17 protein-coding genes are annotated in these 19050 nt (G+C 68.3%); 13 read left to right on the top strand and 4 right to left on the bottom strand.

The genetic code is table 11. From position 1 onward, the window contains the following. Positions 1 to 78: 78 nt before the first annotated feature. From IXW21_RS16190 to IXW21_RS16205, 4 genes are all read left to right on the top strand, one after another. A complete protein-coding gene (locus IXW21_RS16190) occupies positions 79 to 453 on the top strand; it encodes a hypothetical protein (RefSeq protein ID WP_194765274.1) in 375 nt (124 codons plus the stop codon). A gap of 4 nt (positions 454 to 457) precedes the next feature. After that, on the top strand, positions 458 to 1270 hold the full coding sequence (locus IXW21_RS16195) for a nitroreductase family protein (RefSeq protein WP_194765275.1): 813 nt from the start codon (positions 458 to 460) through the stop codon (positions 1268 to 1270). A gap of 71 nt (positions 1271 to 1341) precedes the next feature. Further along, complete coding sequence (locus IXW21_RS16200) at positions 1342 to 2118, top strand: helix-turn-helix domain-containing protein (protein ID WP_194765276.1); 777 nt, start codon at positions 1342 to 1344, stop codon at positions 2116 to 2118. Between the two features lie 6 nt (positions 2119 to 2124). Continuing rightward, a complete protein-coding gene (locus IXW21_RS16205) occupies positions 2125 to 3015 on the top strand; it encodes a hypothetical protein (protein ID WP_228528670.1) in 891 nt (296 codons plus the stop codon). Between the two features lie 20 nt (positions 3016 to 3035). Here the strand turns inward: IXW21_RS16205 and IXW21_RS16210 are convergent, their stop codons facing one another. Continuing rightward, a complete protein-coding gene (locus tag IXW21_RS16210; RefSeq protein ID WP_194765277.1) occupies positions 3036 to 4565 on the bottom strand; it encodes an FAD-dependent oxidoreductase in 1530 nt (509 codons plus the stop codon). Positions 4566 to 4651: 86 nt separating this feature from the next. On the opposite strand from IXW21_RS16210, the gene IXW21_RS16215 reads away from it, so the two are divergent. The 4 genes from IXW21_RS16215 (at position 4652) to IXW21_RS16230 (ending at position 9442) form a co-directional block, all read left to right on the top strand. Beyond that, on the top strand, positions 4652 to 5041 hold the full coding sequence (locus IXW21_RS16215; RefSeq protein ID WP_194765278.1) for a fluoride efflux transporter FluC: 390 nt from the start codon (positions 4652 to 4654) through the stop codon (positions 5039 to 5041). Positions 5042 to 5090: 49 nt separating this feature from the next. Beyond that, positions 5091 to 5450 (top strand): fluoride efflux transporter FluC, encoded by a 360-nt coding sequence (locus tag IXW21_RS16220; protein WP_194765279.1) that lies wholly within the window; start codon positions 5091 to 5093, stop codon positions 5448 to 5450. Between the two features lie 162 nt (positions 5451 to 5612). Next, a complete protein-coding gene (locus IXW21_RS16225; RefSeq protein ID WP_194765280.1) occupies positions 5613 to 6206 on the top strand; it encodes a TetR/AcrR family transcriptional regulator in 594 nt (197 codons plus the stop codon). Between the two features lie 23 nt (positions 6207 to 6229). Then, entirely contained in the window at positions 6230 to 9442 is a 3213-nt protein-coding gene (locus IXW21_RS16230; RefSeq protein ID WP_194765281.1) for an efflux RND transporter permease subunit, read from the top strand. A gap of 118 nt (positions 9443 to 9560) precedes the next feature. Here IXW21_RS16230 and IXW21_RS16235 read toward each other — a convergent pair whose 3' ends face one another. After that, positions 9561 to 10457, bottom strand: a complete 897-nt coding sequence (locus tag IXW21_RS16235) for an aldose 1-epimerase family protein (RefSeq protein WP_194765282.1) — start codon at positions 10455 to 10457, stop codon at positions 9561 to 9563. Between the two features lie 313 nt (positions 10458 to 10770). Between IXW21_RS16235 and IXW21_RS16240 the strand changes: the two genes are divergently transcribed. Then, a complete protein-coding gene (locus tag IXW21_RS16240) occupies positions 10771 to 13074 on the top strand; it encodes a DEAD/DEAH box helicase (RefSeq protein WP_194765283.1) in 2304 nt (767 codons plus the stop codon). 169 nt (positions 13075 to 13243) lie between these two features. Here IXW21_RS16240 and IXW21_RS16245 read toward each other — a convergent pair whose 3' ends face one another. Both IXW21_RS16245 and IXW21_RS16250 read right to left on the bottom strand, forming a co-directional pair. Continuing rightward, on the bottom strand, positions 13244 to 13783 hold the full coding sequence (locus IXW21_RS16245) for a YaeQ family protein (RefSeq protein ID WP_194765284.1): 540 nt from the start codon (positions 13781 to 13783) through the stop codon (positions 13244 to 13246). Positions 13784 to 13844: 61 nt separating this feature from the next. Then, positions 13845 to 15995 (bottom strand): intein-containing Rv2578c family radical SAM protein, encoded by a 2151-nt coding sequence (locus IXW21_RS16250; RefSeq protein WP_194765285.1) that lies wholly within the window; start codon positions 15993 to 15995, stop codon positions 13845 to 13847. A 101-nt stretch (positions 15996 to 16096) separates the two neighbouring features. On the opposite strand from IXW21_RS16250, the gene IXW21_RS16255 reads away from it, so the two are divergent. The 4 genes from IXW21_RS16255 to IXW21_RS16270 all read left to right on the top strand — a co-directional run bounded on the left by IXW21_RS16255 (position 16097) and on the right by IXW21_RS16270 (position 19033). Then, on the top strand, positions 16097 to 17032 hold the full coding sequence (locus IXW21_RS16255; protein ID WP_194765286.1) for a M15 family metallopeptidase: 936 nt from the start codon (positions 16097 to 16099) through the stop codon (positions 17030 to 17032). 151 nt (positions 17033 to 17183) lie between these two features. Beyond that, positions 17184 to 18347 (top strand): acyl-CoA dehydrogenase family protein, encoded by a 1164-nt coding sequence (locus IXW21_RS16260; protein WP_194765287.1) that lies wholly within the window; start codon positions 17184 to 17186, stop codon positions 18345 to 18347. A gap of 96 nt (positions 18348 to 18443) precedes the next feature. Further along, complete coding sequence (locus IXW21_RS16265; protein ID WP_194765288.1) at positions 18444 to 18665, top strand: ribbon-helix-helix domain-containing protein; 222 nt, start codon at positions 18444 to 18446, stop codon at positions 18663 to 18665. Then, positions 18662 to 19033, top strand: a complete 372-nt coding sequence (locus IXW21_RS16270) for a type II toxin-antitoxin system PemK/MazF family toxin (protein ID WP_194765289.1) — start codon at positions 18662 to 18664, stop codon at positions 19031 to 19033. Before IXW21_RS16265 ends, IXW21_RS16270 begins: the two co-directional genes overlap by 4 nt. Positions 19034 to 19050: the final 17 nt, after the last annotated feature.

Genomic DNA, 19050 nt, shown 5'->3' on the forward strand with positions numbered 1-19050 from the left:
GGGCGGGCGCTTTCGCACAGATCGAGACACCACGGCAAGGCCGAGAGCGGATGCCGGGGGTGGGCGTAGGGTCGGGGCATGAGCCACCGACGGAGACGCACGGATGCTGCGCCGCTGTTCGCGGTGGCGGCCGCGGCCTACGGTGCGAACGTCGCCCTCGGCACGGCTGTCGCGGCCAGACTCATCGATACGAGCAACTTTCGCTGGCTGCATCACGCGATCTACATCGCCACCTGCGTGAGCTCGGCCGCCGCGTTCTCGGCGATCATCTGGGGTCGCCCGAAGCACGCCAGCCGCCGTGCCGCTCTGGTCCTGGCGCCCGCCGCCGCGCCGCTCGCCGCGATCCCGTACCTCGGAACGCACGGCCGACGGCATCCGATCATCGCGCTCGCCGCAGCGCCCTTCATCATCGCGGGCCTCCTCTGCTCGCGCCTCGCCACCGACCGGAAGTGAACGCATGGAACTGCTCGACGCCATCCGCCGCCGCAAGACCACGAACGGGCCCTTCCTGCCCGACCCGGTGTCGGAGGAGCATCAGCGCATCCTGCTCGAGGCGGCCGGCCGCGCACCCTCGCAGCTGAACAGCCAGCCGTGGCGGTTCGTGGTCATCGAGAACCGCGACACGATCGACCGGATCGCACGCATCTCGGGCGAGAGTATGACCGAGGCGATGTCGAACGGCACGTTCTTCGAGCGCTACAAGCCGTACTTCCGGTTCAGCCAGGCTGAGATGGAGCAGAAGCGCAGCGGGATGCTGTTCGACAAGCTCCCCGCAGCTCTTCGTCCGTTCACGAGCCAGGTGTTCACCAAGCGCGGCCAGAAGCTGATGAACACCTTCGGGGTGCCCAAGACCCTGGGTGAGGAGAACCACAAGCTCGTCGCCGGCTCGCCGCTGCTGCTCGGCGTGATGCTTGATCGCAGCGAGTACCGGCCGGGCCAGCTGTCGTCGTTCTACTCGGTGTTCAGCATGGGCGCCGCGATGGAGAACGTCTGGCTCACGACGGTCGAGCTCGGCATGGGCATCCAGTTCATCTCGTTCCCGATGGAGGTTCCCGGCCGCTGGGAGGAGATCATCGACCTGCTCCACGTGCCGGACGACCTCGAGCTCATGGCGGTGTACCGCCTCGGCTATCTGCCGCCGGAGCAGCGCCGACCGGCGATCGACTGGTCGAGCCACCAGCGCAAGCTCGCCTCGCAGTACGTGTTCCGCGAGAGCTGCGACCAGCCTCAGCAGGGGTGGGATGCTCCGCCGCCGGGCGCGGCTTCCTGAATCACTGGCGCGCAGATGCTACACCTGCCGCATCCTTGCGACATGTGTAGCATCCTCGCTACAATGACGAGATGGACGTCCCGGAGCTTCTCGATGCACTCGGCAGTACCCCGAGCGCATCGGCGCGCGCGACCGGACTCGCGCGCTCGACCATCCAGCGCGTTCGCGACGGCAAGTCTTCGCCGACCATGGAGACCCTGCGAGAGCTCGCACTGGCGGCCGGCTACGACATCGACCTGGCCCTGGTGCCCGCGAGCGATCCGGCAGCCGCGGTCGCGGCTCGGGTGATGGCGGATCCCGCGACGCCGGCGAGAGAAGACCTCGCGGGTTGGGGACTGGTCGATTCGGATGAGGTGGAGGCGATCGCGCAGTGGGTGTCGCGGCTCGAGCGTCAGGCACCTGATGGCCGCAGGCGGCTGCTGGAACTGGCTGGTCGCTCTTCAGCGCCGCAGCATCGGAAAGGCGCACGGTTCTTCGCTCCGAGATCCGACTTCAGCCAGGAACAGATGATCGATGTGGCCGGGGGTGCGATCGGACGAGGTGAGGGAGCGCTCTCGGGAGTGGCTGCTGCGGCGGTCTATCTCGGCCACGCGCCGGATCCGGGACCGATCGTGGTGTGGACGATCGAGACGGATGCAGCGGCCGATCGGTTGGCCGCGACTCTGCGCGAGGTCGATGAGTATCAACCGGCAGGGGTGCTCCTGGCGCCGACCATGCGTCCCTACCTGGTCGACGTGATGATGCCTCCGGTCTGGCATCACCGGATCGTCGCACCGATCCAGGCGGCTATCGACCTCTATGGGCTGGGCTACACCGACCTGGCTGACGAGATCACGGAAGGGTGGTGACTCGGGATGAGCGCGTGGGGTGAGAATCCGGACCGTGAGGAGAAATGGGGCCTGACGTCGGCGGAGTTCGCCGAGCGTGCAGCTGCGAACCGGGCGCGTCACCAGGCAGGATCGAGCCCCCGCGACCCCTTCGCCGGTGACACGACGCGTCAGCTGCGCACGGGGAGGATCACCTGGCGTCCGGGGTCGGTCGACTTCGACCGCATCAGGCCGTCCACGGTGGAGCGTGCGCTCTTCCGACTGGAGAAGTCGCTGCCGGAGCTGGTGTGGAACGCGGCGGCCCTGGAGGGGAACACCTTCACGCTGCCCCAGGTGCAGACACTGCTCGACGGGGTGACCGTCGGCGGCAAGAGGATCGAGGAAGCGGAGCAGATCCTCGCGCTGAGCGAGGGCATGGACATGATGATCCGGGCCGTGCGCGATCGGTCGTTCTCCCTGAACAAGGGGATGAGCGACCGCATCCACGGCGCGGTCGCCAAGCATGAGGCGATCGAGTCCGGCGCCTTTCGGGGCGAAGGAGTGGTCAACGGCGGCGGCGCCGTGCGCCTCGCCGCTGGCGGGACCGTGGACGGCGACCCCGCCGGAGCCGGTGGTGAGCAGCTGCAGGCGGACTACCGGAACCTGCTCGCGGCGCTGGACGCCCTCGCCGATCCGCGAGCTCGCGCGCTCGTGTACTTCGCCTCCGCGACGCGATCGCAGTTCTACTTCGACGGGAACAAGCGCACCGCGCGCATCATGATGACGGGTGCGCTGATCGATGCGGGATACGAGCCCGTGAACATCCCGTTCGCGAGACAGGAGGAGTTCAACGTCGCGCTCGATGAACTCTTCCGCACCGACGACGGCACGCGTCTCGTGGAGTTCCTCACGACCTGCACGATGATCGACACGGAATGACTGCGCCCTCGAGCTGAACCTCAGCTCTCCTTCGTCCGCGGCTGCGGCTTCAGATCCTGCAGGGCCGGCCCCTCGATGCGTGTGCCGTCGGCCGTGAAGCGTGAGGCGTGGAGCGGACAGTCCCATGTGCACTCGGCGTCGTTCCAGGCGAGGATGCCGCCCAGGTGCGGACACACGGCCGACACGGCCCGGGTGACGCCGTCGACGGTCGAGATCGCGACCGGGCGTCCGCCGCGGTTCGCGACCACGCCCTGTCCCTCGGCCGGCTTCGGAACGGGAACGGGCCGGCGTTCGGCATCCACCCATCCGCTCGTCGCAGCGGCCGCGACCTTCGCCCCTTCGGCGGCACCTCGGGCGAGGTCTGCGGGAACGGTGAGTCTGGTGCCGATCTTCACCATCCACGACGGCCGGTCGTGCCAGCTCGCCCCGAGGATCTCGGCGGTGAGGCGCAGTGCCGCGGCGGGCGCGTTGGACAGGCCCCATTTCGCGTAACCGGTCGCGAAGCGCACGACACCGAGTCCGCGCGGCATCGCCCCCACGAAGGGGATCTGATTGTGCGATTCGTAGTCCTGCGCAGCCCAGCGGTGGGTCTCTTCCGCATCCGGGAAGTACTGGCGCGTCCACTCGACGAGCCCGTCGATCGCGGCGGCCTCGCTGTCGGATCGCCCGACCGGGTGCCCGTTGCCGCCCACGACGAGCCGCGCCGCACCACCCGGACCGTCAGCGGGGGAGACGGGGCGGATCGACCGCGTCGCGCCGTCGACCGAGATGAAGGTCGAGTCCGGCAGGTCGCCGGCGATCGAGAACGAGACGCAGTACGAGCGGAACGCCCGCATCTTCGTGAAGTACAGACCGCGGTCCAGGATCGGCGATCCGGTGGCGATCACGATGTGCTCCGCGAACATGGGCCCCGCCGTGGTCTCGACACGGGGGTCGGGCAGCACGTGGGTCGCGGTCACCCGGACGCCGGTGTGCAGAGCCCCGCCCGCCGCGAGCAGCTCCTCGGCGAGCGCCTGCGCCACGAGGGCCGGATCGATCGTCACCTGCTCGTCGAGCGCGACGGCCCCGAACACGGGGAATGCCAGCGACGAGAGCTGGGCACGCGTGAGCATCCTGGTCGGCAGGCCCGCGTCGCTCGCCGCGGCGTGCACCTCGTTCAGCGTCTCGAGCCCGGAGGGGTCCTGCGCGTACGAGTGATCGGTGCGCCGCTCGTACGAGACGCCTGCCTGATCGGCGAAGGCGAGGAGCCAGTCCATGCCCGCCCGGTTCGCATCGACATAGGCCTGCACGAGCGGAGCGGGGTGGTGGCGACGGATCTCGGCGAGACGCTTGCCCTGCAGCAGCGACAGTTTGCCGGTGTTCGCTCCGGTCGCGAGCTGGGCCACCTCGCCCGCCTCGATCACCGCGACGTCGAGGCCCGCGCGGCTGAGCATGACGGCGGTGGTGAGTCCGGTGAGGCCGGCGCCGACGATGACGACGTCGTGCCGCGCGCCGGGGTCGAACGGTGTGCCGGTGGGCGGAGTCCGGTCGAGCTTCCACAGTGGCTTCATGGGGACAGTCTCGACCCGGCGCCGCTCGGCGCGCACCCGGTTGACAATCGACGGATGCATCGGCGGTGCGCGGCTAGAGTTGCCGCGTGACCCCTCGGCGCCTGCTCCTCGTCTTCGTGGGCGGCAGCATCGGCACCGCTGTGCGGCTGGCCGTGGAGCTGTGGATGCCGGATGCCGGCGGCTTCCCCACCGCGACGCTGCTGGTCAATGTGGTCGGCTCGCTGCTCATCGGCGTGGTCGCCGCGCGGCTCGCCTCGACCGCCGGTGTGCGGGTCTTCCTCGGCACGGGCGTGCTCGGCGGTTTCACGACCTACAGCGCGTTCATGACGGGCACGGTGGTGTTGTGGGCGGATGCTCCGCTGCTCGCGTTCGTCTACGCGGCGGGCAGTCTCGTGCTCGGCCTCGCCGCGGCGGCGCTGGGGCTGCGTCTCGGACGCCCCCGCCGATCTGCGCCCCGCGCAGGAGCTGACGCATGAGTCCGCTGCTGTTCGTCGGCGCCGGGCTCGCCCGCGCGGGAGCTGACGCATGAGTCCGCTGCTGTTCGTCGGCGCCGGGCTCGCCGGCGGAGTGGGCGCCGTGCTGCGCTACCTCGTCGATCTCGGTGTCGCGAAGGCCGTCGGTCGCCGCTTTCCCTGGGGCATCCTGATCGTCAACCTCAGCGGGTCCTTCGCGCTCGGCATGGTGACCGCGGCCCTTCCCTCCGAGGCATTCCTGCTGGGAGCCGGCCTCCTGGGTGGCTACACGACCTTCAGCACCGCGATGCTCGACACGGTCCTTCTGTGGCACGACGGCGAGCGTCGCGCATCCGTCGTCAATGCCGTGGGGATGCTGCTGCTGGGTCTGCTCTTCGCCGGCCTCGGGCTCGCGCTCGGGTCTGTGCTCTGAACGCCTCAGGCGCTGTGCTCCGAACGCCTCAGGCGGCGTGCTCGCACCGCTGATGATGCCGCCGCGCGCCGGGCGAATCTCCAGGTTCGGGGTGCAGAATGTACAAACGTACATGTACGCGCGTACAGACACATGTACACCCGTGATTGCGCAGGGGGATCGATGAGTGAGGGCACACGCCGCCGCCGCGATCCCGAGGCGCGCCGTCTCGAGATAGTCACGGCCGCTGCCGAGCTGATCGTCGAGATCGGCGTCGACGCTCTCACGCACCGCAAGGTCGCCGCCCGCGCGGGCGTGCCGCTGGGCGCCACCACCCAGTACTTCGCCACTCTCGACGACCTGCGCGAAGCGGCGATCGGTGCGCTCGCCGCTGAGATCGAGGCGCGCATCGACGAGACCAGGAAGGCCGTGGTCGTCGAAGGAGTCACTCCCGAGGGGCTCGCGCGACTCGTGCACCAGGGGCTCACGGATGCTCGCGCGATCCAGGCAGACCGCGCCGTCGTCACCGCGGCCGTGCACGACCCCCGGGTCCGCGCGTTCGCCCGACAGTGGTCCGACGAGGTCGTCGGATTCATCGCCCCCGTTCACGGATTCGACAGGGCCAGGGCGGCCGCCGTCTTCATCGACGGCGTACTCTGGCATGCACAGATCCACGACGAGCCGCTCGACGAAGAGCTCATCCGCGACGCCCTCGCCGGGATCCTCACTCCGCGACAGGCGTCCCCCACAGCATCCACCGCCGCAGCATCCGCCTGATCCGACCGAGAGAGAATCCGCCCTTGTCGAACCTCGCCGTCCTGAGTCTCAAGAACCGCGCGCTGATCGCCCTGATCACGATCGTCGCCGCCGTGTTCGGCGGGCTCGCTCTGACGAACCTCAAGCAGGAGCTCATCCCGTCGCTCGAACTGCCCAACCTCATGGTCATGACCACGTACCCGGGCGCCTCGCCCGAGGTCGTCGAGAACGATGTCTCGACGCCGATCGAGTCGGCGATCCAGGGCGTGCCGGGGCTCGAGGGCACCACGGCGACGAGCACGACGAACGCCTCGATCGTGCAGGCGACGTTCGCCTACGGCACGAACCTCGCGACCGCCGAGCAGAAGATCCAGCAGGCGATCAACCGCATCTCGGGTCAGCTGCCCGAAGACATCAGTCCGCAGGTGCTCGCGGTGTCGATCGACGACTTCCCCGTGATCCAGGTCGCGGTCACCGGATTCGATGACGCCGAGAACGCCCAGGCGGAACTGACGAGCGTCGCGATTCCCGATCTCGAGGACGTCGACGGCGTCAACGCCGCACAGCTCATCGGCGGCGTCGGTCAGCGCATCACGATCACGCCCGACGTCGCGGCGCTCGCGGCTCTGGGGCAGAGCACGCAGGCCATCAGCACCGCACTGCAGCAGAACGGCACGCTGTTCCCCGGTGGCGACATCACCGAGAACGGCCAGACCCTCACGGTGCAGACGGGGGCGAAGATCACGTCCGTCGAGGAGATCGCGGCACTGCCGTTGGTCGGCACCGAGGCGACGGTCGGAGACGTGGCGACGGTCGTGCAGGAGTCCGACCCGATCTCGTCGATCTCGCGTGTCGACGGTGAGGACGCCCTGTCGATCTCGATCACGAAGCTCCCCGCGGCCAACACGGTCGAGGTCTCGCAGGGAGTGATCGCCGCGCTCGACGAGATCGGCGAGGCGTTCCCCGACGCCACGTTCACGATCATCTTCGATCAGGCGCCGTTCATCCAGCAGTCGATCGAGACCCTCGCGACCGAGGGTCTGCTCGGCCTCGCGTTCGCGGTGATCATCATCCTCGTCTTCCTGCTGTCGATCCGGTCGACGCTCGTGACGGCGATCTCGATCCCGACGAGCGTGCTCATCACCTTCATCGGTCTGCAGGCGTTCGGATACTCGCTGAACATCCTGACCCTCGGCGCGCTCACGATCGCGATCGGTCGCGTGGTCGACGACTCGATCGTCGTGATCGAGAACATCAAGCGGCATTACGTCGGCGATGCCGACAAGGGCGACGCGATCCGCCTCGCCGTGCGCGAGGTCGCGATGGCCGTGACCTCGTCGACCATCACCACGGTCGCGGTGTTCCTTCCGATCGTGTTCGTCGGCGACATGGTCGGCGAGCTCTTCCGACCGTTCGCGATGACCGTGTCGATCGCGATGGTGGCCTCGCTGCTCGTGTCGCTCACCATCGTGCCGGTGCTCGCGTACTGGTTCCTCCGCCCCGGCAAGCCGCTGCTCGACGAGAACGGCGTGCAGATCGACCCGGAAGACCCCGCCGCACCGCCGACGCCGCTGCAGCGCGCGTACCGGCCGATCCTCGGGTGGACGCTCAAGCACTCGGGCGTGACCGTGATCCTCGCCGTCGTCGTGCTCGGTGCCACGCTCGCCGCCGCGCCTCTGATGAAGGTGAACTTCCTCAGCGACTCGGGTCAGAACACCATGACCGTGACTCAGGACCTCGGCCCGACCGCGAGCCTCGAGACCAAGTCGGAGGCGGCTGTCGCCGTCGAAGACGCTCTGATGGAGATCGACGGGGTCACCACGGTGCAGGCGTCGATCGGATCCAGCGGCTCGGCCCTGCGTGACGCGTTCTCGGGCGGAGCGGGCATCACCTACTCGGTGCTCACCGACTCGGACGCCGATCAGGAGGAGCTCCGCGCCGCGGTGCAGGATGCCGTGAAGGATCTCACCGACGTTGGAGAGGTGTCGGTGCAATCGGCCGCAGGCTTCGGCTCGAGCGACATCGAGATCTCGGTCTCCGCCTCGAACGCCGACGATCTGCAGACCGCCACCACCGCCGTGGTCGACGAGCTCGACGGTCGCGACGGCGTCGGGCAGGTCACCGACAACCTCGCCGCGGCGCTGCCGTACCTGGCCGTGGTCGTCGATCGGGATGCCGCCGCGCAGCGCGGTCTCTCGGAAGTGGCCGTCGGGTCGATCGTGTCGAACACGATGCGTCCGCAGCAGGTGGGCACCGTCGAGATCGACGACACCGCACTCACGATCTATCTCGCATCGGCCGAGCCGCCCACGACCGCGCAGGCTCTGCGCGAGCTGACGATTCCGACGCCGCTCGGGGTCGTGCAGCTGCAGGAGATCGCGACCGTCGAGGAGCGCAACGGCCCCACGTCGATCACGACCGAGCAGGGCCGCCGCACCGCGACGATCACGGTGCCGCCGGCATCCGACAACCTCGCCGTGGCGACCCAGTCGGTGAACGAGGCGCTCGCTGCGGTCGACCTGCCCGACGGAGCCTCGGCCGAGGTCGGTGGCGTCGCGACGCAGCAGGCCGATTCGTTCTCGCAGCTCGGTCTCGCGATGCTCGCCGCGATCCTGATCGTCTACGTCGTGATGGTGGCGACCTTCAAGTCGCTGCGCCAGCCGCTGCTGCTGCTCGTGTCGGTGCCGTTCGCGGCGACCGGTGCGATCCTGCTGCAGATCATCACCGGTGTTCCGCTCGGTGTCGCATCGCTGATCGGTGTGCTGATGCTCATCGGCATCGTGGTCACCAACGCGATCGTGCTGATCGACCTCGTGAACCAGTACCGCGAGAAAGGGCTCTCGACCATCGACGCGGTCAGGGCCGGTGGTGAGAAGCGTCTGCGCCCGATCCTCATGACGGCGCTCGCGACGATCTTCGCGCTGACCCCGATGGCGCTCGGCATCACCGGGCACGGCGGATTCATCTCGCAGCCGCTCGCGATCGTCGTGATCGGCGGACTCATCTCGTCGACCGTGCTGACGCTGATCGTTCTGCCGACGCTCTACAACCTCGTCGAGGGTGCGAAGGAGCGGCGCCTGGCCCGCAAGGCCGGTTCGGGCGATGACGGTTCTGCGCCGGTCGACGCATCGGCGCCGTCGGATGGGCCCGTGCCCGCGGACGGACGCGTGCACGCAGGTGCGGGTGCCGGTGGTGACTCGGGTCTGCCGCACGCGAACCAGCTGACCCGCCGGGAACTGCGCGAGCGGGGCGAGTAGCCGGAGCCGCGTTCACTACTCAGCATGAGAACGCGCGATGCCCGCCCGGAATCGGCTTCCGGGCGGGCATCGGCCGTCTCCTGCTGAGACGTGACTCAGAGCTCGGTCGCTGACGAGCTCAGTCGAGCGTGATGCCCGACTGCAGCGTCCAGGTCTCGCCCGGGGCGAGTCGACGGAGGCCGACGCCGCTGTTCAGCGCGTCGGCGGGTGCGGTCATGGGCTCGATCGCGACGGCGAGAGACTGACCGGGGTACTTGTCGGTCGTGTAGACCTGCACGACGTCGAAGCCCTCGCCCTGCCAGACGGTGAGGCGTCGTCCGTCCGGCGCGGTCAGCGAGTGCCGCACCAGACCGTCGGCGTCGCGGTCGAGGTCGGTGAATCCGGTGTCGAGGCTCACATCGCCCAGGCGCACCCCGTCTCGCAGAGCGGCATCGGCGGGACTGGTGCCCGTCGGCAGCATCCGTTCGTCGGTGTCGAAGGCCGTGTGCGCCGGAACGGTGAGCACGAGGTCGTGCGGGTCGACATCGCCGATCGTGACGAACGGATGCGTTCCGAGGGCGACCGGCGCCGCGGTCGCGGATCGGTTGGTGAGCGCGTGCGTCACATCGATGCCGTCGGCGCGCAGCACATAGGTCACGCTCGTCTCGATCAGGTACGGGTACCCGGTCTGCGGCACGATCGTGGCGCTCAGCGTCGTCGCGGATGCCGTCTGCTCGATGTCGTACGACGTGAAGCGCAGGAGCCCGTGGCTGGCGTTGCCGAACTTCGGCTCGATGATCGCGAGCTGCCGCTCGGTGCCGTCGTCGCTCCAGCGGCCGTCGCGCACGCGGTTGGGCCACGGCGCGAGCACGACGCCCGAGCATGACGGCGTCGGCGCGTCGAGGGGATACGGGGCGATCAGGTCGACGGAGCCGATGCGCAGCGAGCGGAGAGAGGCGCCGACCTGCGCGACCTGTGCGCTGACGTCGCCGAGCTGGAGGTGCACCTGGGTGCCGGTGGGGGATGCGGAGTTCACCCCGCAATCGTATGGCGCGACGCCGGAGCGAGGAGACCGAGGCCGGAGCCTGGGGGACTGAGGGGTCTCTCAGGTGGGACCGCTACACTTGTTGCGTCGGCTTCGGACACCCGCGCAGTGCGCGGACGTTTTTGTGTAAGAAGTGTGAGTCCAGGGGCCGATGGTGAGCGTCGCTCGACGCTAATCAACCATCACATGAATGGCCCCGGCCGCTGACAGTCCGGAACCCCGTCCGATCGCATCCGATCCGGCGCAGGGTGCTCGCGCGTGTGCGCGGCGCCGTTCTCGTGCGAGAACTCAGAAGGACACACCCATGCCCAAGAACAAGAAGCCCCGCGGCGGACGTCCCGCCGCCAACTTCGAGCCGCGCTACGGCGCGAACAAGACCTCGTTCCACGATCGCCGCGCCGGTGGTCGTGACGCAGGACGCGACGCCCGCGATACGCGCGACTCGCGCGACGCCCGTGGCGGACGTGCGGATGCCGGCGAGCGCCGCACCGCATCGGCCGGCGTCGACCGTCGTCCCGGCAGCCGCAGCGTCGGCCACCGCGGATACCGTCCCGCAGAAGAGGGTGGCGCTCCCAAGCAGCGCTGGAGCGCTCAGGAGCGCGCAGGTCGGGATGAGGCCCGCGGCATCCGCAACCGCGCGGAGTCGGGTCGCCACAACGCCCCGCACAACCGCGACGAGCGCCCCCGCTTCGACGACCGCGGTGAGCGTCCGCGTTACAACAGCGACCGTCCGACCGGCGGCCAGCGCTTCACCCGCGACGACCGTCCCCGTCGGGACGACCGTGGCGGCCAGCGTCCGACCGGTCCCGGCACGTACCGCGATGAGCGCGGCGGCCAGCGTGACGAGCGTCCGCGCCGTGACGACCGCGGTGCCGGCACGCAGCGCCAGGGTTTCCGTGACAACGATCACCGCGATGGTGGACGGCCGGGTCGTGACGACCGCCGTGACCAGCGTTCCGGCGGCTTCCGCGACGATCGCGGTGGCCAGCGCTTCTCCCGTGACGAGCGTCCTTCCCGCTCGGGCGACCGCACCGAGCGTCCGCGCTTCGACCGCGACGAGCGCCCGCGTCGCGACGAGCGTGGCGCAGGCCTGCGTCGTGACGACCGCGGCGGCTTCGACCGTCCCGAGCGCTCCTACGACGCAGACCGTGCGCGTCGTGCCTTCGACCGTGACCGCACTCAGCGTGCGATCGAGGGTGGCCGCGACGAGCGTTCGCGTCCCTCGACCGGTGGCGCGTACCGCACCGAGCGTCCGCGCCCGTTGACGTCGGACACCCGTGGGCGGCCGTCGCGCAACGAGCGTCCCAGCCGCAACGACTGGAACGCCACGGCGGCACCGGCCAAGAAGTTCGAGCAGACCGATGACGTCGTGCACGAGCGCCTCGAGGCGAAGTCCGTCGCAGCGGTCGAGGTCGACGGCGTGACGTTCGGCGACCTCGGTCTCGGATCCAACATCGTCGAGACCCTCGTCGGCATGGGGGCGGCGACGCCGTTCCCGATCCAGGCGGCCAGCATCCCCGCTGTGCTCGCGGGTCGCGATGTGCTCGCTCGCGGTCGCACCGGCTCGGGCAAGACCATCGCCTTCGGCGCACCGCTCGTCGAGCGCGTGCTGCAGTCGCAGGCCGGCAAGCGTCGTGAGTTCGGTCGGTCGCCGCGCGCGATCATCCTCGCTCCGACGCGCGAGCTCGCGCTGCAGATCGACCGCACCATCCAGCCGATCGCCCGCAGCGTGGGCCTCTTCACCACGCAGATCTACGGTGGCGTGCCGCAGGGCCGCCAGGTGGGTGCGCTCAAGAAGGGCGTCGACATCGTCATCGGCACGCCCGGTCGCATCGAGGACCTCATCAACCAGGGCAAGCTCGATCTTTCGGACTGCCGCATCGCGGTGCTCGACGAGGCCGACCACATGTGCGAGCTCGGATTCGTCGAGCCCGTGCAGCGCATCCTGCGTCACACGGCCGACGGCAGCCAGAAGCTCCTCTTCTCGGCCACGCTCGACCGTGAGGTCGCGGCTCTCGTCGACGAGTTCCTCGTCGACCCGGCCGTCTACGAGGTCGCCGGTGAGGACCAGGACTCGAGCACGATCGAGCACCGCGTGCTCGTGATCGAGCACCGTGACAAGGCCGACATCCTCACCTCGCTCGTCGACCGCGCCGGCAAGACCCTGGTCTTCGCCCGCACGCGTGCGTACGCCGACATGCTCGCCGAGCAGTTCGACGACGCCGGCATCCCCGCGGTCTCGCTGCACGGTGACCTCAACCAGGCCAAGCGCACGCGCAACCTCGAGCGTCTGACCTCGGGCCGCGTGAGCGTGCTCGTCGCGACCGACGTCGCCGCCCGCGGCATCCACGTCGATGACATCGATCTCGTGGTTCAGGCCGACGCTCCGGACGAGTACAAGACGTATCTGCACCGCTCGGGCCGTACGGGTCGCGCGGGTCGTTCGGGTCGCGTCGTCACGCTGATCACGCGTCAGCGCCAGCGTCGCATGACCGAGCTGCTGGAGCGTGCCGAGATCGACGCGCCGTTCGAGACCGCTCGCCTCAACGATGACCTGATCGAGGAGATCGCCGGTCGCATGCCGACTGCGGCAGACCTCACGGCCTGATCCGTCACGACGAAGGCCCCGTCCCTGCGAGGGCGGGGCCTTCGTCGTGCGTAAGGGTGTGTGCTTTCGGGCGGTGAACTCCCTGTGGGGCGGAGGAGTGCGCTCGGGTCGGCCTCCCCACGGGGAGTTCACCGCCCGACACAATCTCCCTCTTTACCGCGCGCCGGGCTCAGCCCAATTCGTGCACGTGCACCGCTGTGGTCACGCTCGTGCCGTTCAGGTCGAGATACAGGGTGCCCTCGGTGACGGTGATCGTCATGGTGTTGCGCCGTTCGATGAGCGGCGCGGCGGACTCGATGAAGCCGGAGTCGAAGCTGTAGACACGGATGTCCTCGGCGCGATGGATGCGCTTGTCGGCCCACGGTGCCATGACCTTCACGGGATCGCGGTGCGTGTAGACGACGGTGCGCTCGGCGAGGCGCGACGCGTAGTGCAGCCTTTCGGCGTCGGGGGCGCCGACTTCGATCCACGCCGTGATCGCGCCGGTGAGGTCGCGGGCGATGACGGCCGGCTCCTCGGTCGACGACACGCTGCCTCCGAAGGCGATGCCCTCGGTGAACTCGAGCCCGTAGGCGAGCACGCGGGTCAGCATGTACGCGTCGGTCTCGGACGGATGTCGGGCGGCGCGCAGCGCGTAGTCCTCGTAGACGCCCCGATCGGTGTCGGCCAGTTGGACCTCGAACGTGTGCATGGTGGAGCCGGTAGCCATAATCTCCGAGCCTACGGGCTGCGACACTGCCGGCCAGACGAGCGGAGGCCGACGGCGACCGTCAGAACAGCATCGGCTGTGCCGGCATTTCGGCGCTCGACCCCGTGGTGCGGAAACCGACCGACGTCGTCACGCGGCCGCCGCCCTGTGACTCGTTCTGGCTCCAGACCGAGCCGACGTGGCCCTGCCCGCCGCGTGTCCCGCGTGCCGGGTAGTCATCCTCGTGTCGCCCGTCGAGCCCGTGCAGCCGGATCAGCGGACGTGTCCGTTTGGCGAGCCATTGGCGGTAACCCTTCGGCGCTTCTGCCGCGACGCCGGGATAGAGGCCGAGATACGACGAGACGAGGTCGGGCCGAGCCTCGCCCAGCCACTTCATGAACCACGGCTTCACGCCCGGCCGCAGATGCAGCGCTCCGTAGATCACGCGACTCGCGCCCGCCTCCTTGATGCGCCGCAGCGCGGTGTCGATCGCATCGATCGAGTCCGTCATGTGCGGCATGATCGGCATGAGGAAGACCGTGACGCGGAAGCCGGCATCCCTCAGCGCCCGCACGGTGTCGAGCCGCGCCTGGGTGGTGGGCGTGCCCGGCTCGATCGTCTTCTGCAACTCGTCGTCGTACATCGCGATCGACATCTGGATGTCGACGGGCACGCGCTGTGCGGCTTGCACCAGCACGGGGATATCGCGCCGAATCAGCGTTCCCTTGGTCAGGATCGAGATAGGGGTGCCCGAGTCCGCCAGAGCCTCGATGATCCCCGGCATGAGCTTGTAGCGACCCTCGGCGCGTTGGTACGGGTCGGTGTTCGTGCCCAGTGCGACGGTCTCGTGCTGCCAGCTGCCACGGCGCAGCTCCTTCTGCAGCACCTCGACGACGTTCGTCTTGACGACGATCTGCGAGTCGAAGTCCGCACCGCCGTCGAGGTCGAGGTACTCGTGGGTTCCGCGAGCGAAGCAGTTGTGGCTGATGACCCCATTGGCGATGAAGTCTCCCGTGCCGGTCGTGATGTCGAGGAGCTCTTGCTCTCCCCGGATCGGCATGATGTCGATCACCCGCAGATCTGCGGCGCTCTTGACTGCGGTCCCCTCGATGGAGAGTTTGCGGGTGATCGCTGGCGAACAGATCGCGAAGAACCGATGGCGGCTGGGAAGCCCGCCGACGACCCGTACAGTCACTACGCCGCTCGGGCGTGGATCTTCGACGACGTGAGGTATGCCGAATACCTGCATGCTGCGCTCGATCAGAGCGATGATCTCTGCATCCTTGTTCGAGATTCTCAGCACACCACGTGAACAGCTTCCCTCTGCATCGAAGATTCCGGCCAGGAATCCCGCGTGCCAATGGATATCGGGAGAGCGCGGAGTGCGGATCAGCGACTCGATCGTCTCGACGTTGCGCCTGGCTGCGGTATGGATCGCGTCGGCGGCGCTGCGAGTCGTGCTCGCTTCTGCGAACGGTCTGGTCCTCGTCTGGACCCCTTCGTTCTCGAGAAACTGTCGAGTTCTGTCGAGAGCCTCCGCGTCGATCAGTGCGAGGCGGAAACTGTGGATCTCTCGCGCTCTGGTCGCGCTCGGATAGGCGCCGTGGAAGATCATCCCGTCCCCTCGGATCATGCCCGAGAGATAGCCGCGACGATACCCGACAGAGCGAACGTCGACCGTGGCCCCCGCGGAGCCCACACCGAATCCGACAAGTCGATTGTTCGTCGTGAGATGCGGTCTCTGCCCGGAATCAGCATTCGCGACATGCTTCCAGCCGCGCTCCGTGAGAAATCGATGATCTCCGCTCGCGACGAGCGTGGTTCCGTCGGCGAGCGTGACCCTGTAGGCCTGCTTCTTCGTCGTCCACTTCGCCTGAATCGTGGTGCGAACGTAACGGCGGAAGCTGCCCCGCCGCTCGGTCCCGATGATCTCGTCGCCGATCTCGAGTGAACGCAGAGGGCGCTGGCGACCATCACCGCAAAGGATGAGGGTGTCGGGTGATAAGCAGTACACGCATGCATGGCTGCATCCGCGGTACGGGTTGATCGTCCAGGCGAAGGGCATGCGCGATGCGCCGGGAACATGGTTGAGGGCCGACTTCGACAGCACCTCGTGGAACGTCATTCCCGCGAACTCCGGGGTGGTCACGGAGCGGACGATGCCGGCACGGTTCTCAAGCCCGGGCAGAGCCGAGTCATCGATCTCTCCGACTTTCTGCCCCTGCCACCGCATACTTCATTCGAACATATGAACGACAGTCAAGTCAACCTGCGACCGATATGCCTTCGACTGTCTCAGCGAGCACCCGGCCACGGATGGGTGACAATGGAGGCATGCTCTCCTCGCCGCAGCCTCAGCATGCGGCCCGGCGTTCCCGCGTGCTCGGAGCTTCCCTGCCCCTCGGTCTCGCGGTGACCGCCGTCGGCATCCTGCTGTCGATCTCGGGCGCCTCGACCGAGATTCCTGCCGAGTCCGAGCAGGCGCTCCCCGAGCCCGTCATGATCGCGTCCGTGCCCGAGGTGAAAGTCGGTGCGACGACCGCCGCCGATCCGTGCTCCGAGCCGAGCGTCCTCGAGGCGATCGCGGTGGCGGATGATGCGGCGATCATCGCCGGCTTCGGGGGCGGTGAGAGCTTCCGGGCCGCCGTGGTGGCGGGAAACGCGCCCTGCGTCTCGCTCGCCGACCCCGCGCACGTGTGGGTCGTGGTGAACAAGGCTCGACCTCTCGAGCCGATCGAGTTCTCGCCGACGTCTCTCGCCGACCTCCCGATGCCGATGACGACGAGGTCGGGTCAGGCGCGTGCCGACGTCGCCGCGGCGATCGGAGCTCTGGTGACGGACGCGGCCGCCGAGGGTGCCGGCACCATCGGCGCGAACAACGGATACCGGTCGTATGACCTGCAGGTCGCCACGCACGCGTCTCATGTGCGCAACAGCGGCCAGGCGGGGGCGGATGCATCGTCGGCTCGCGCCGGTCACAGCGAGCATCAGACCGGCCTGGCGCTCGACCTCGTGGCATGCGATCCGGCGTGCGGAGGGATCGACGCCTTCGGCGGCACCGCTCAGGGTGCGTGGGTGGCGGAGAACGCGTGGGAGTACGGATTCATCGTGCGCTACGAGCAGGTGGGCACGGGTATCACCGGCTACAAGCCCGAGCCCTGGCACCTCCGCTACCTCGGCGCCGAGCTCGCGGCCGCGTACCACCACGGTGGATATCACACACTCGAGGAGTTCTTCGCTCTTCCCGCGGCTCCCGATTACGCGCACTGATCAGCGATAAAGGCGGTGTGGCGGCATCCGGCAAACGCGGGACCCAGTCTCACGTACTGTGAGATGAATTCCCACAAGCGACTGTCGCGTGTCGGTGCACCGGCATAGAATCACCGGGAGCAAAGACGCACGAGACGTTCGGGAGGACGCAATGGAACGCGACATCTACGAAGAGGATCACGAGGCCTTCCGCGACCTCGTCAAGGACTTCGTCAAGCGCCATGTGAGCAACGAGTCGATCGAGCGGTGGGATGCCGCCGGTGAGATCGACCGCGAGACCATGCTGGCCGCCGGCGAGGCGGGCCTGATCGGACTCTCCGTCCCCGAGGAGTTCGGCGGCGCCGGGATGCTGCAGGACTACCGCTTCCGAACCATCGTGATGGAAGAGGTCATCGCCGCCGGTGCCGGTTCGCTGGCCGGTGCCTTCGGCATCCAGGATGACCTGGCGGTGCCCTATCTCGTGCACATGGGCACGCAGGAGCAGAAGGAGAAGTGGCTGCCCCGCATGGCCACAGGTGAGGTGCTCGGCGCTCTCGCGATGACCGACCCCGGTGCGGGGTCTGATCTGCGCGGCATCAAGACCAACGCCAAGAAGGTCGACGGCGGGTACATCCTCAACGGCGCGAAGACGTTCATCTCGTCGGGCACGACAGCCGACGTCGTCGTGACCTTCGTCAAGACCGGCGAGGGCAATCGTCCCGACGCGTTCAGCCTGCTGCTCGTCGAGAAGGGCATGGAGGGCTTCGACCAGGGCAAGAAGCTCAGCAAGATGGGCTTCCATGGCTGGGACACCGCCGAGCTCAGCTTCACCGACGTGTTCATCCCCGACGAGAACCTCATCAGCGGCAAGGAGGGGCAGGGCTTCATCCAGCTGATGCTCAACCTGCCGCTCGAGCGTCTCTCGATCGGCGTGGCCGCGGCCGCCGCCGCGCAGGCCGCCCTCGACTGGACCGTCGCCTACACGAAGGACCGAGAGGCGTTCGGCGAGCGAATCGCCGACTTCCAGAACACCCGCTTCCGACTCGCCGACATGTCCGCGACCACCGACGCGATGTGGGCCTACATCGACCGCGCCCTGATCGCCTACAAGAACAGCACGCTCACCGCCGAAGACGCCGCGAAGGTCAAGTTCTGGGCGACCGAGCGCGAGTGGGAGGTGCTCGACACGGGCGTGCAGCTGCACGGCGGCTACGGCTACATCATGGAGTACCCGATCGCCCGCGCCTTCACCGATGCCCGGGTACATCGCATCTACGGCGGCACGAACGAGATCATGCGCGACCTCGTCGGTCGTCAGATCGTCGGCAAGCGCTGACGAGACGCCTCGAGAAGGGCCCAGGGTGCCGGCATCCTGGGCCCTTCTGCCGCGCTGACGGTGGTAAGAAGATTCCTACCTGGGTAGCATCGCGGCATGACAAACGCGAAGGTGAGTCTGAGCTTGAGCGAAGCTGACGTCGCATTCCTCGATCTGGAGACGCTGAGCGGCAGATACGCCTCTCGCTCTGCCGCCGTGCAGGATGCCGTTCGACTCCTGCGCGAGAGCCGGCTGGCTGATGCCTATGCAGAGGCTTTCGCCGAGGAGTACGACGACGCGTGGGATGCCGCTGACGCCGATGGCCTCGCATCCGCATGACCGACTCGTCTATCCCCCTCCTGCGCCGGGGGCAGATCGTGCTCGTGTCCTTCGACCCGGCGGTCGGTTCGGAAGCGAGCACGATCAGGCCTGCCGTGCTGGTGAGCAACAATGCGGCGAATGCCGAAGCGGTGCGGTCGCCACGCGCCACGGTGACGGTCGTGCCGGTCACGTCCAACACGACGCGGATCTGGCCGTTCCAGGTGCTGTTGCCCGCCGACGCGACTGGCCTCGATCACGATTCGAAGGCGCAGGCCGAGCAGGTGCGGACCATCGCCGTCACTCGGATCGTGCGCCCTATCGGATGGGTGCCGGCCGAACTCGTCGCCGCGATCGATGATGCCCTTCGTCTGCACCTCTCACTCTGACGCCCTCCGACTCCGAA

Source organism: Microbacterium sp. UFMG61 (assembly GCF_015354505.1).
Taxonomy (GTDB): Bacteria; Actinomycetota; Actinomycetes; order Actinomycetales; family Microbacteriaceae; genus Microbacterium.

Excerpts from the sequence above, each read along its gene's own strand:
- IXW21_RS16195 (WP_194765275.1), top strand. The coding sequence starts at position 458 with ATGGAACTGCTCGACGCCATCCGCCGCCGCAAGACCACGAACGGGCCC.
- IXW21_RS16240 (WP_194765283.1), top strand. The coding sequence starts at position 10,771 with ATGCCCAAGAACAAGAAGCCCCGCGGCGGACGTCCCGCCGCCAACTTC.
- IXW21_RS16245 (WP_194765284.1), bottom strand. The coding sequence starts at position 13,783 with ATGGCTACCGGCTCCACCATGCACACGTTCGAGGTCCAACTGGCCGAC.
- IXW21_RS16210 (WP_194765277.1), bottom strand. The coding sequence starts at position 4,565 with ATGAAGCCACTGTGGAAGCTCGACCGGACTCCGCCCACCGGCACACCG.
- IXW21_RS16190 (WP_194765274.1), top strand. The coding sequence starts at position 79 with ATGAGCCACCGACGGAGACGCACGGATGCTGCGCCGCTGTTCGCGGTG.
- IXW21_RS16200 (WP_194765276.1), top strand. The coding sequence starts at position 1,342 with ATGGACGTCCCGGAGCTTCTCGATGCACTCGGCAGTACCCCGAGCGCA.
- IXW21_RS16225 (WP_194765280.1), top strand. The coding sequence starts at position 5,613 with ATGAGTGAGGGCACACGCCGCCGCCGCGATCCCGAGGCGCGCCGTCTC.
- IXW21_RS16270 (WP_194765289.1), top strand. The coding sequence starts at position 18,662 with ATGACCGACTCGTCTATCCCCCTCCTGCGCCGGGGGCAGATCGTGCTC.
- IXW21_RS16205 (WP_228528670.1), top strand. The coding sequence starts at position 2,125 with ATGAGCGCGTGGGGTGAGAATCCGGACCGTGAGGAGAAATGGGGCCTG.
- IXW21_RS16260 (WP_194765287.1), top strand. The coding sequence starts at position 17,184 with ATGGAACGCGACATCTACGAAGAGGATCACGAGGCCTTCCGCGACCTC.
- IXW21_RS16220 (WP_194765279.1), top strand. The coding sequence starts at position 5,091 with ATGAGTCCGCTGCTGTTCGTCGGCGCCGGGCTCGCCGGCGGAGTGGGC.
- IXW21_RS16250 (WP_194765285.1), bottom strand. The coding sequence starts at position 15,995 with ATGCGGTGGCAGGGGCAGAAAGTCGGAGAGATCGATGACTCGGCTCTG.
- IXW21_RS16255 (WP_194765286.1), top strand. The coding sequence starts at position 16,097 with ATGCTCTCCTCGCCGCAGCCTCAGCATGCGGCCCGGCGTTCCCGCGTG.
- IXW21_RS16265 (WP_194765288.1), top strand. The coding sequence starts at position 18,444 with ATGACAAACGCGAAGGTGAGTCTGAGCTTGAGCGAAGCTGACGTCGCA.